12 protein-coding genes and 2 tRNA genes are annotated in these 12,432 nt (G+C 48.1%); 8 read left to right on the forward strand and 6 right to left on the reverse strand.

Going from position 1 to position 12,432, the window contains the following annotated elements:
• Positions 1–29: 29 nt before the first annotated feature.
• The gene (locus tag AC2UZI_RS10065) at positions 30–2,240 is read right to left on the reverse strand and encodes a heavy metal translocating P-type ATPase (protein ID WP_486943668.1); all 2,211 of its coding nucleotides are present in this window, start codon (positions 2,238–2,240) and stop codon (positions 30–32) included.
• A gap of 121 nt (positions 2,241–2,361) precedes the next feature.
• Between AC2UZI_RS10065 and cadR the strand changes: the two genes are divergently transcribed.
• From cadR to AC2UZI_RS10080, 3 genes are read left to right on the forward strand one after another with little or no spacing between them, the layout of a single operon-like run.
• Entirely contained in the window at positions 2,362–2,790 is a 429-nt protein-coding gene (gene cadR / locus AC2UZI_RS10070) for a Cd(II)/Pb(II)-responsive transcriptional regulator (protein WP_486943669.1), read from the forward strand.
• Positions 2,791–2,814: 24 nt separating this feature from the next.
• Entirely contained in the window at positions 2,815–3,681 is an 867-nt protein-coding gene (locus AC2UZI_RS10075) for an MBL fold metallo-hydrolase (RefSeq protein WP_486943670.1), read from the forward strand.
• A gap of 30 nt (positions 3,682–3,711) precedes the next feature.
• A complete protein-coding gene (locus tag AC2UZI_RS10080) occupies positions 3,712–4,089 on the forward strand; it encodes a SirB2 family protein (RefSeq protein ID WP_486943671.1) in 378 nt (125 codons plus the stop codon).
• Positions 4,090–4,177: 88 nt separating this feature from the next.
• On the opposite strand, the gene AC2UZI_RS10085 is transcribed toward AC2UZI_RS10080, so the two are convergent.
• Positions 4,178–5,251 (reverse strand): YeiH family protein, encoded by a 1,074-nt coding sequence (locus tag AC2UZI_RS10085; protein WP_486943672.1) that lies wholly within the window; start codon positions 5,249–5,251, stop codon positions 4,178–4,180.
• Between the two features lie 100 nt (positions 5,252–5,351).
• Here AC2UZI_RS10085 and AC2UZI_RS10090 point away from each other — a divergent pair, with 100 nt between their 5' ends.
• Positions 5,352–6,245, forward strand: coding sequence for a LysR substrate-binding domain-containing protein (locus AC2UZI_RS10090; RefSeq protein ID WP_486943673.1), 894 nt, complete (start codon positions 5,352–5,354; stop codon positions 6,243–6,245).
• Positions 6,246–6,259: 14 nt separating this feature from the next.
• On the opposite strand, the gene AC2UZI_RS10095 is transcribed toward AC2UZI_RS10090, so the two are convergent.
• The gene (locus tag AC2UZI_RS10095) at positions 6,260–7,183 is read right to left on the reverse strand and encodes a DMT family transporter (protein ID WP_486943674.1); all 924 of its coding nucleotides are present in this window, start codon (positions 7,181–7,183) and stop codon (positions 6,260–6,262) included.
• Between the two features lie 124 nt (positions 7,184–7,307).
• On the opposite strand from AC2UZI_RS10095, the gene AC2UZI_RS10100 reads away from it, so the two are divergent.
• A complete protein-coding gene (locus AC2UZI_RS10100; protein ID WP_486943675.1) occupies positions 7,308–7,805 on the forward strand; it encodes a MarR family winged helix-turn-helix transcriptional regulator in 498 nt (165 codons plus the stop codon).
• 63 nt (positions 7,806–7,868) lie between these two features.
• Positions 7,869–7,944: transfer RNA gene (locus tag AC2UZI_RS10105), tRNA-Asn, on the forward strand.
• 76 nt (positions 7,945–8,020) lie between these two features.
• Here the strand turns inward: AC2UZI_RS10105 and AC2UZI_RS10110 are convergent.
• Positions 8,021–8,857: a polysaccharide deacetylase family protein gene (locus tag AC2UZI_RS10110; protein WP_486943676.1), complete on the reverse strand. Its 837-nt coding sequence runs from the start codon at positions 8,855–8,857 to the stop codon at positions 8,021–8,023.
• The gene (locus AC2UZI_RS10115) at positions 8,850–9,950 is read right to left on the reverse strand and encodes a glycosyltransferase family 4 protein (RefSeq protein WP_486943677.1); all 1,101 of its coding nucleotides are present in this window, start codon (positions 9,948–9,950) and stop codon (positions 8,850–8,852) included. The genes AC2UZI_RS10110 and AC2UZI_RS10115 overlap by 8 nt, the downstream gene beginning before the upstream one ends.
• A gap of 174 nt (positions 9,951–10,124) precedes the next feature.
• Between AC2UZI_RS10115 and AC2UZI_RS10120 the strand changes: the two genes are divergently transcribed.
• Positions 10,125–10,200: transfer RNA gene (locus AC2UZI_RS10120), tRNA-Asn, on the forward strand.
• A 201-nt stretch (positions 10,201–10,401) separates the two neighbouring features.
• The gene (locus tag AC2UZI_RS10125) at positions 10,402–11,475 is read left to right on the forward strand and encodes an AI-2E family transporter (RefSeq protein ID WP_486943678.1); all 1,074 of its coding nucleotides are present in this window, start codon (positions 10,402–10,404) and stop codon (positions 11,473–11,475) included.
• Between the two features lie 211 nt (positions 11,476–11,686).
• Here the strand turns inward: AC2UZI_RS10125 and AC2UZI_RS10130 are convergent, their stop codons facing one another.
• Positions 11,687–12,049, reverse strand: a complete 363-nt coding sequence (locus AC2UZI_RS10130; protein WP_486943679.1) for an MAPEG family protein — start codon at positions 12,047–12,049, stop codon at positions 11,687–11,689.
• Positions 12,050–12,432: the final 383 nt, after the last annotated feature.

Here is a 12,432-nt window from a genome sequence, read left to right on the forward strand (position 1 = left end):
TCGAGGAGACGAACTTTAGACTTTTACGACTACCGCAACAAACGCAAACTATTCAGCACAACCAACAAGCTCGCCCCCACATCAGCGAAAACCGCCATCCACATCGTCGCGCCGCCCAGAATGGCCCAAAGCAAAAAGACCGCTTTAATGGCTAGAGCAGCACTGATATTCTGCACCAATACGCGGTGTAACCGTGTCGACAACACTAAGACATCAGCAAGCTTATTGAGGTCATCATTTAAAATCGTAATGTCTGCCGTATCGATCGCAATATCTGAGCCCATGGCTCCCATCGCAAAGCTGATGTCCGCTTGTGCTAAAGCAGGCGCATCGTTTATGCCATCGCCTACCATCGCAACAAGCCCCTTCTTTTGATGCTGAGTTATTAAATCCAGTTTTTGCTCGGGCAAGAGTTCGGCATGAAAGTGGCTCAACCCCACCATTGCGGCCACCGAACTCACTGCGTGCCGGTTATCTCCCGAGGCCATGCTTACCGTCACACCGCGCGACGCCAAACGCTTCAGTGCTTGCGCTGCCCCTTCTTTGACTACATCGTTAATAGCGAAAGCAGCCATCACAGTCTGTGCCTCGTACAAGTACACAAAACTCGCCCCCTGAGCCTGCCACTTCGCTTCCCATGCTGTAAGTAATGGTACGGGCTCAGCCTCAGCAGAAGCCCATGCGCGACTACCCAAGCGATACAGGCGTCCCTCTATAACGCCCTCCACACCCTGACCGGGTATGGCGCTGAAACCGCTCACCTCAAGTGCTGAACCTTCCGGCTGCGCAAGCACCAACGCTTGCGAAGCGGGATGATCGGATCGTAAGGCCAAGCTGTAGGCCAATGTTTGAACGTAATCGTTGTGGGCTGTGCTGACAAAAACGTCTTGCACACGCGGCATACCTTGCGTCAACGTACCGGTTTTATCAAGAATGACATGTTGAATTCGACGGGCACGTTCCAGATACACGCCTCCCTTAACTAACAAGCCTTGCCGAGCACTAGCGGTTAATGCACTGACTACCGCCACCGGGGTAGATATCACCAACGCGCACGGACACGCAATAACCAACAACACCAATGCCCTGTATACCCATTCAGTAAACGCCCCCCACCCCACTAAGGGAGGAATCACGGCAATGCCGGCCGCCAGCACTACCACGATAGGCGTATACACTCGCGAGAACGCGTCCACAAAACGCTGAGTCGGCGCTTTATTTTGTTGAGCTTGTTGAACAGCATGTGTGATACGAGCTAATAAACTGTGGTCATAATCCGTTGTGACGCGATACTGCAGTTCACCTAAGCCATTGATGGATCCGGCATACACCTGATCGCCTGCAGCTTTTGTCACCCCTGCACTTTCTCCCGTAATAGGAGCCTGATTCACAACAGAACTTCCCGACTCTACCTGACCGTCTAAGCCCAAACGCTGGCCGGGCAGCACCTTGATTAACGCCCCCAACTGAACATCCCGTGCCGATACGCTTTTCCAGTCTTCCGCCCCCTCCTTCACACTGACCAAGTCCGGCGTTAAATTAAGCAAGCTATCCACCGCAGCACGCGCCCGGTCCAAGGATCTGGCCTCGATCAGTTCCGCAAGGGTAAACAAGCTCATTACCATCGCCGCCTCAGGCCACTCCCCCAACAACATCGCGCCCGTTACCGCAATACTCATCAACGCATTAATATTTAAATCGCGATATCGTATGGCTATCCAACCTTTTTTATAGACACTAAAGCCACATAGCGCGATCGCAACTATCGACAACGGGGCGGTCAACCAAAGCGACACACTCAGCCACGACAGTAGTTCTGCAACCAACGCCAGCGCCACAGCGGCACCTGTACGCAGCCAAGGTTTCCAATATGCTGCCGCGGTATCTTTCTTGGATGGCTCATGGTCCTGCGTCTGCAACTGGCCAACCATCCCGACGTTACTAATAAGTTTCTGTAGTTCCCCCCTGAAACCCATGTCATGAATGACATTTAACTTACGATGCAACAAATCGAATTCGAGCTTACGGACTTCCTTTCGAGGCTCTAACACCTTTCTTAGCAAACTCTCTTCAGTAGGACAGTCCATTTCATCAATGTAAAACACAGATTGCTCGGCGTTCTCCGGTGCGGTAGAAAAAAAGAGGGGCCCAGCCTCAGCAGTGGACTGCAGAGAGCAGCATCCGTGAGAAACGCTGTGTGACTCGTGACGGTGTTGTCCGTGATGATGTGAGGTGTTCATGACCCATCCTTCAAACTAAGATAGTTCAGTACACACCTTATAGTAGCTTTAAGGTCAAGAAGAACGTATAACTAAGTATCTGACTTTTTAGCTTGCCCTGTGGCATCCAAGGAGATGCGCCATGAAAATAGGCGAACTTGCGCAGCAAAGCCGTTGCAGCACCGAAACCATACGTTATTACGAAAAAATCGGCCTATTGCACGCGCCAAACCGAGGCTTAAATAACTATCGACGATACAGCGCTGCCCATGCCGAGCGCTTGCGTTTTATACGTAACTGTCGAAGTTTAGATATGACTCACGATGAAATTCGCGAGCTACTCAATTACATGGACTCTCCTGACGAAAACTGTGCTCCCATTAATAACCTTGTTAAAGAGCACTTAAACCATGTCACGACCCGAATCACTGAGCTGCAATACTTAGAGCAACAGCTACATGAGCTTCATCAACATTGCCTACATCAAGGTAACGTCAGACATTGCGGAATTCTTGAGACACTGAATCAATCGAAACTAAGCCCTAAAGGTGGCAACACCCATCTCGGTTAATTTTTCAATTACGGTGGAAGGCTTATGACATCTCGCCCCTCGCTTAAGGTCTTTTTCGACGAAGACACCTCTACTTTTTCCTATGTCGTGCACGACTCCAGCAGCCCACTATGCGCCATTATTGACCCAGTGCTGGATTACGATGCGGCATCTGCTCGTACCAGCACGCATTCAGCGCAAGCCATTCTTGATTACATTAGTACCCATAACCTTGAGGTGGAATGGATCTTAGAAACCCATGCCCACGCTGACCACCTATCCGCTGCTGCTTGGCTAAAAGAGCAACGCGGAGGCAAAATCGCCATTGGCTCTTATATTGATAAAGTGCAGCACACCTTTAAGGCCATTTACAACTTGGCAGACGATACACCGTTAACCTCAGCATTTGACGTACTGCTTGAACCCGGAAAACCCTTTACTATCGGTCAACTTGAAGTTGACGTCCTTCATGTACCCGGCCACACCCCCGCCGACATGGCTTACCATGTCAAAGGCTTAGGCATTTTTGTGGGTGACACCTTATTTATGCCTGATGGTGGAACGGCTCGCTGTGATTTCCCCGGGGGTGATGCCAGACAAATGTATCGCTCTATACAAAAAATCCTGAGCTTCCCCAAGGCCACTTCACTCTTTTTCTGTCACGATTATCCCCCTGCCGACCGTGAGCCCAGCCATCACTGCACGGTGCAAGAGCAACGACTTCACAATATTCACGTACGTGATGGTATTAGCGAAGATGAGTTTGTTTCGATGCGACAAAAACGAGATGCCACCTTATCGCTACCCCGTTTAATGCTGCCTGCACTTCAAGTTAATATTCGTGCAGGACACCTGCCCGACGCTGAAGACAATGGGCAACAGTATTTGAAGATCCCCCTCAACCGTTTCTAACTTTACTATTAGCCGCTCGGAGTTTTTATTATGTATTTTGCCATCAAACACTTACACGTCACCGCTGCGGCGCTGAGTATTCTATTTTTTATTGTGCGCGCCTGTTGGTCCGTCACCGAGTCTGCAATGCTACAGCGCAAATTTGTACGTGTTGCACCACACATTATTGATACGGTTTTTCTTGTCGCCGGCTTGGCACTAGCGGGAATGCTCGGGGCCGGTGCAGCCGCTCCGTGGCTATATACGAAGATTGCCTTATTAGTTGTCTATATTGTGGTGGGCACCTACGCCATTAAGCGCGGATCAACGCCCTTACACCGAGGCGTGGCCGCTATTATTGCGGTATTAATTTTTATCTACATCGTAGGCATTGCGCTGACGCATAACCCAGCATCGTGGTTTGCCTAAACCGTAAGAAGTAAAAAGCCCTTGCGCGTTCCGAAGCTTCGGTCATACACGCAAGGGCTACTACAACACAATGAACAAACTCTGGACTCTACCAACTACCGCTTAAATACTGCACACCCAAACTACTCACCGAGACCGAAACCCATACACCCAAGCCTAGAGCCAAAGGTTTCCATCCGGTTCGAGCGATACTTCTTAGATCAGTAGTAAGGCCCACGGCAGCCAGTGCCATTACCATTACAAACAACGCCACTTGCTGTATGTACCCCAACATGCTTTCCGGAAGCAATCCAGTACTACGTATTGCTGAAGCCAGTAGAAAACCAATAATGAACCAGGGCACTACGCGTTTTAAATTAAGCCCATTTCCCGCCTTGCTTTCCGCACGAGCCTGCAAGAACGCTAATAAAATACACATGGGAATAATCATGCTGGCACGGGTTAGCTTAACGATCGTGGCATGATCGCCCGCTTCACTACTGTAACTATAGGCAGCAGCGACCACTGATGACGTATCGTTAATCGCCGTACCCGCCCATAAACCAAATCCCAGATCACTCATCTGCAAGGCGTGACCCATCACAGGGAAAATCACCACAGCAGCAATATTGAATAAAAAGATGGTTGAGATCGCTAAAGCAGTTTCATGATCTTCAGGTTTAATAATGGGCGCAACCGCAGCAATCGCCGAACCACCACAGATCGCCGTGCCAGCACCAATCAATGTGCGCATATTTCGTTCTATTTTTAGCGCTCGCCCCAAAAAATAAGCCACGGCGAATGCGACAGCGATTGTGACCAACGTAACGGTCAATGAATCAGCGCCGGTCTGAATCACTTGGGTAAAACTTAAGCCAAAGCCTAAGCCGATAATCGACCACTGCAATAAGGTTTTAGAGGTAAACGTAATACCCGAGGCAATGCTGGGATTCACACCTATCGTGTTTCGCCATGTTATGCCAATCAAAATAGCAAAAACAGGACCACCCACCATCGGAAGCCAGCGCCCTAACACCGTCGCTATCGTCGCAATAATGGCTGCCAGCACCATCCCTTTCCATAATGAAGGCGGTTGTGGCGCCACACCGACTTCCCGGCTCGCATCTGCCGATACGGTAGTAAACTGCGAAGCAAAGGGGTTGCGCTGTACATGCTCTCGCACGGTGATCTCCAGATTCAAAATAACGTAAAGTAATTTTAAACCCTATATAACTAAAATCACACTCATCATTACTTATGGTAAGTATAAATAAAATTGATTTATGATTCCTATTAGCATACGTCATTTAGAAGTGTTCGCCGCCGTCGCCTCAAGCGGCACAGTCAAAGCGGCGGCCGCAAGCCTATTCATCACCCAGCCCGCAGCAAGCATGGCGCTCGCTGAACTGGAGCGGCAAATTAGTACCCCGCTGTTTGACCGTTTACGCGGGAAAATGCAGTTAACCCCAAAAGGCAGAGAATTGCTGCCGCAGGCTCAGGAAATTCTTGAGCGTCTACAAGAACTTCAACACACTGCATTGGTTGATCACACACAGCTACGCGGAGAGTTGCGGATTGGTACTAGCAATACCGTTGGCAATTATTTAATCGGTGACTTATTAGATGGATTCGTAAAAAATCATCCGTTGGTATCGTTACACGTAGAGGTGGCCAATACTGAACTCATCGTCAAAGCGCTTTTAGAACACAAAAGCGATGTCATTTGTGTAGAAGGTCCTGTGCATCATCCAGAGCTAGAAAGCCAAGTCTGGCGAGAAGACAGTTTGTATGTTTGCGCTTCAGCCAACCACCCCCTCGCCGGCAAAGAAACACTACAAAAGGAAGATTTTGCTGGCGCAAACTGGATTATGCGAGAGCACGGTTCGGCCTCAAGAGCCCTTACTGAACTGGCTATCGCTGAGCTTCCTCGCGGAAATATTCTGCTTGAGCTTGGTCAGGTGGAAGCGATTAAACAAGCAACCATTGCAGGCTGGGGTATTTCCTGTCTGCCTAAAGCCGCGACCATTGATGCCGTACAAGCCGGCCGACTGGTATTGCTCGACACCCCTTTTCTGGATCTAAAAAGATACCTTTCACTGGTCATCCATCAATCGCGATATCAGGGTCAAATTTTGCAAGCCTTCTTACGCCAGCAAGGATGGAAGTTAAATCAATAAGGAAGCCGCCGACCTTAGCGTCGGCTTAACACCATGGCCCCGGTTAATACCAATACCGTTCCCGCGATTTGTAAGGAGGTGATCGGCTCCCCCAAGAACCAGTTGGCGAGGAATAAAATTGAGACGGGTCCCAACAAACCAAGCTGCGATGTCATCGGAGCCCCGATGCGCTCAACCGACCACATAATCATAAAGGTCGGCGCCACCGTGTTAAAAACAGCATGAATCAGTGATAACCCATAAACGGCCGATGGCTGCTGCAACCCTTCCCAACCAAATACATAAAAGAAATGGATAAGCGTGTAAATCGCCGACGTACTCATGGCATAAGCCACCAAGCGGGTCGCGCCAATACGCTTTAACAATTCACCTGAACTGATCAGATACACCGCATACGACAAGGCGGATCCTAAAACACAGGCGGCACCTAATAAGACGTCATCACCACTTAGCGATAAATCTTGAACAAAAACAAGACTAACCCCTAAGTAGGCCAAAGCCAGTGCTAGCCATTGCTTAGGTAAAATTCGCTTCTTCAAAAAAACGGATGAAAACAGCAACACAAACGTCGGCGATAAAAACAAGATCAATCGCTCTAAGCCTGCAGTGATGTATTGCAAACCGATGAAATCCAATAGGCTCGCAAGGTAGTACCCAATAAAACCCAAGAAAATCATTTGTAATTGTTGCGTACCACTTAATTTCGGAATCTCTCCTTTCATGGCTTTGCGAGCCTGCCACAAAGCAATCAACAAGAAAAACGGTAAGGCCAACAGCATTCTAAAGCCGATGACGGTTAATGCGTCCGGTCCGTAGGCGTAAGTCAGTTTGGCAACAATCGCCTTAGCAGAAAACAAAACAGAGCCTAAACCGGCTAAAAAAAAGCCAATCCAGAACTCTCTGCGCGAACTAACGCCTGCATTACTGATGCTCGTCATAAAAGAGGTTTTACCTAGTACGTATAATGAAGCGACTGATAAGAATAAAAATTACCCTTGTATTTTACAGCCGCATGCCTAAACAGTTGCTGCTTAGACCACCAAATAGAGACAAAAGCATTCTATGGACAATAAATCCAACTCTTCTTTTGCTTCCGAAAACGGTAACGCTTTCTATGAAGCCACCCCCAGCGCGCTTGCTACCTCGAATAACATCAGTTATTTATTACGGCTTAGCACCGCATCGATCCATCATATGATTAATAACAAGGTCAGCCATTTAGGCCTAACTGCCATGCAATGGCGTCCATTGGTCATTATTAAATATGTTGGGTTAAACACTGCCGCCGATATTGCACGGCGAGAAAGCACAGACACCGGCTCGATGACCCGAGCCATCGATAGACTTGAAGCCAAAGGCTTTTTAACCCGAGAACGTTGTGAAGAAGATAGACGCGTACAGCGACTGCACTTAACAGATAAGGGCAACGAGGTGTGTGAAAAGATCTTGCCTGCTGTCGCTTCAACCTTGAACAATCATTTAAACGGTTTTAGCCAAGACGAAACTCAACTCTTAATTAGCCTTTTAAAGCGGCTTATCGAGAACGGCACTAAAAATTAGATAATTGGCAGCATTCTCTTGCACCGAAATGGCAGTTCATGCTATATTACTTTTCTTTGCAAATCCCCGATAGCTCAGTCGGTAGAGCGACGGACTGTTAATCCGCAGGTCACAGGTTCGAGCCCTGTTCGGGGAGCCAAAATTTAAAAAGCCCTTCAGTATTTTTACTGAAGGGCTTTTTCTATTCATACGATGTAACGGCGAAAAACCACTACCTAATCAGGTCGCCCCTTAAGACGACGTATCCATCGCTTTCCGTTATTGAAAATCGGCCCCATTATCGGATGATGCCCATAAAACAAACGTTTACCCAAGGTTCGTCCTGGACGGTTACGCACGGCAAAACGATGAATACGCAATGGCGATGTCTGTTGAGTATTTCGACCAAACGCCAAGGTTGTGTAGAGGGAAGTAAAACCAGCCTCTTTTGCAATCTCAACGTAGTCCTCGTCGAAATAACCTTGCGGCCAACACAAATGTGGCGAACACTCACCTAATTCGCGCTGTAGGGTAAGCCTTGAAAGGTCTAACTCGGTTCGCATTCGCGCGTTTTTATCTTCATGAGGCATCAAGTCCCAGCGTGTATGGGTGTGAGTATGACTATGGAACTCGACCACCCCACTTTCGCGCATCGCCTGCACCTCACTCCAACGCAAGATCACCTCATCGGTGCGATCTTGTTCAACCAACGCTTCGCACTCGTAATGCTCAGGGCAAGTCGGCAAATCACCTTGCCCCAGATGTGAACGTAAAGGCCCATGATTCAACCACGATGTCACCAAAAATATGGTGGCGTTGAACTGATACTTTTGCAGCAAAGGATAGGCATAAACCCAATTATCCAAATAACCATCATCAAAGGTAATCAACACGGCTTTACCCACATCTTTACCGTTCAAATGCTCGTTAAACTCAGCCAATGTCAACGACCGATAACCCTGCTTCTGAAGCCAACGCAACTGATCTTCGAAGTTTTCAGGCGTACAAGCAATCATGCCCGCCTCTGGACGAACGTGGTGATACATCAGAACGGGTACGGAATGCTTAACCATTTGAAACTTGCTCCAGCCAGCGTAAGTAATGGCGCTCTGTTTCTTGCCCCATACTCTCAAGAACAAAACGCTTATCAGTAATACAGTACTTATAACCTGCACGCCCCATTTGTTGGCGTAAGACAGGGTCAGTGATCAACGTATCTAGTGCCTCCGTTAAGGCTGGGATATCTCCCAACGGCACAAGTAAACCACTCTCGCCTGCACATAACATCTCTGACACGCCACCCACATCCGTCGCTACCACTGGAACCGATGCCGCGCCGGCTTCCGCAATGGCCGTTCCAGAAGCCTCTATGTGTGTCGCTAAGGCAAAAACGTCAAAATCTCCAATCAACTCAGGCACATCATTGCGTTCCCCCAAAAAGTGCACCTGCTCTTGCACCTGTTCGCGACTGACCTGTTGCTGCAATTCTGACAGCATCTCGCCATTTCCGATGAGCACCAAATACAGTGCCGAGTTTTTACGTAGCAGCGGGGCCATGGCTGCAATCAGCGCATCCATTCCTTTAGGACGGCGCAATACGGCGATACTGCCCACCACTGTCGCTGAGTCACTTAGGCCCAACTCTAAACGTAACTTCTGAGGCGGTAAGGGATCAGGCAAATCCACAGCAGGTGGAACGATGCCCACGTGATCGGGCGAGATCCCACGTGCCGTTATTTGTCCCAACACAAAGTTACTGACCGTGATCAAGCGCTGTGGGATCCAGCTATAACTTAATAATGAACCAATAGGACGAGCCAGATGTCGACTTCTAACAACCAGCGGTATCTTAGCCATACGGGCAGGTAACCCCACCTGCAAGGTATCGACTCGACTCGTTGTGTTAACCACATCATAACGATGCTTACGCAAGAAACGGGTCACCTTGACGAGATTACGCCAAAAACACCAGCCTTTACGCATCAGTACTGTATGCACGACAAAACCGTCTTGCTTCAGATAATGGCAGAGCTCAGCATCAGGCTGGCACAACATCTCTACCACATGCCCCCGTTTACGCATTTCCAGCATTAAACGATGTAAATAACGCTCTTGACCACCATAGCCTGTCGCCGCTTCCGCATAAAGCACCCGTAACTTTCTCATCTATACGACTCATTTTTTATTTTTAAGACAAACATAATAGTCCAAGAATCGGCGTAAGGGGACTTCGCCAAGTCAGCAGCCCATTCAGGCGCCAGAGGTGGCCGATAAATCGATCTTAATGAAAAAATCCGCACAATATTTATGTAAGTTATGTTATAGTTGTTGATTAGCTAATCCCCGATAGCTCAGTCGGTAGAGCGACGGACTGTTAATCCGCAGGTCACAGGTTCGAGCCCTGTTCGGGGAGCCAAAATTTAAAAAGCCCTTCAGTTAAAACACTGAGGGGCTTTTTGCTGTACGCTATATTGATATAGAGCTCTCCTTCCTACGCCGTGCCGTAGTGCTGGCCGCCTTTACGACAATCATCAAAACATAACAATTCAGCCTAAGCAAAGACACCAGTAAATGCGTACAATCGCAACTACCTATTTCACTTAACTTTGGGCGTGAAATGACTACCGAAAATTCTTTATTTTTTCGCAGTTTTCTATTGCTTCTATCGATCGTCACCTTAGCCTTCATTTGGCTATTAGTACCGTTTTATGGTGCTATTTTTTGGGGCGTCATCCTCGCTATTATTTTTTCACCGCTACAACGCCGTCTGTTAGCAAAGACAAAAGGAAAACAGACCCTTTCCGCGCTTATTAGCCTATTAATCATTACGCTAATTGTCATTATTCCGGTCATCCTGATTACCGGAGCCTTAATACAAGAGGTTGCCACGCTCTACAAATCAATGGAACGAGGCGAACTGAATGTGGGTCGCTACTTAGAACAGATATTAAGTGTCATGCCAGCTAGCTTACAGTCCGCAGTAGACCGTCTGGTCGGTGGCGACGTTGAACAGCTACGAGAGCGTTTTTCTGATTTCGCCTTAAGTTCGGGGCAGTTTTTAACAAAACAAGCTGTCAGCATTGGTTCCAACACTTTCCAGTTTCTTGTTAGCCTAGGCATCATGCTGTACCTGCTATTTTTCTTACTACGTGATGGTACAGAACTAGCACGTCATTGCCGAAGCCTTATCCCTTTAAGTGAGGACCAGAAGGCTCACTTAATGCGTAAATTCACCACCGTAGTCCGAGCTACCGTTAAGGGAAACATCGCCGTGGCCGCCGTACAAGGGGCCCTTGGCGGAATCATGTTTTTTATCCTAGGGATACAAGGTGCCTTATTTTGGGGCGTAGTGATGGCGATTTTATCGCTATTGCCCGCTGTAGGCGCAGCACTTATTTGGGCGCCTGTGGCCATTTACTTCTTTGCCACTGGCGCTATCCTGCAAGGCGTAATCTTAACGGCCTTCGGCGTGTTTGTTATTGGCCTTGTCGATAACATCTTACGCCCCATACTGGTTGGTAAAGACACCAAAATTCCAGACTATATCATTCTGATTTCTACACTTGGCGGCATTTCTATCTTTGGCCTAAATGGCTTCGTCATTGGTCCACTGATCGCCGCCATATTCATGGCTTGCTGGGATCTCTTTCCCTCAGCCATTAAACGACAAAACGACATCATTGAGCGCTAAACCTTCTCGCTAATTCGTAGGCTATCAATGATCCGTTAACAAACATTGCCATTATCTCTACACCCATGAAAAAGCCAAGCATCACCGCTTGGCTTTTTTTTGCTTATGGAAAACGAACAAATCATTAAACACCCATTCACTGGATGAATACTAACTCTTAATTCGTTACAGCCTATGCATCGTGCCGGTTACGCTAAATGCAATACGGACACTAGATAAATAGAATCCAAATATTGATTACAAAAGCCAGAGCCCACACAGCACTTCGCAACGTCGCCATGTCTTTCACGTAGACAAAAATATAAAACAATCGCAATGCGAGCCACACAAATCCCAACGTGATTAATAGTTCACTTTGGCCTTGCGAAAAAAATGAGTACAGAAAAGCCGCATAGAAAAAAGCCAATGACTCGAAGCTATTAGCCTGTGCTGCATTGGCTCTAGCACGCCAGCCATCCTGATCGGCAAGCCAAGCTCGAGGCGTGTGATTTTGAAAGCCACTGCCCCCCGCTTTTGCACTAACCGCCGCAATAAAAGGTAAAAAGGCAGCCAACAATAAAATAAGCTTCACCATAATAAACACCCCAAAGCAGCTAAGAAAGAGAAGAAAAGCAGAAATGAAAGTATTGTTAACACATTAGGTTGCCTACTGCTCATCAACGAATAATACGTATCAGAACACGTGAGGGTACATACATTTTACGCAGAAAACCCAACAAACGCTTCCTGCGGCGATACGTCGAGCCTTGGATGCCGATCACCGCATTGTGTATGCGCTGCTCGATGAGCACAGCTTATTGGGTGAGTAAGGGGAACCCGAGCCACAGAGAGGGGCGGTATCGAACAGGCATAAAAAAACCCCCACTTGATCACAAGCGGGGGTTTTTCGGTATAAGAGCCTGACGATGACCTACTTTCACACACGTCCGTGCACTATCATCGGCGCAAAGGCGTTTC

Source organism: Paenalcaligenes sp. DL 463, assembly GCF_057475185.1.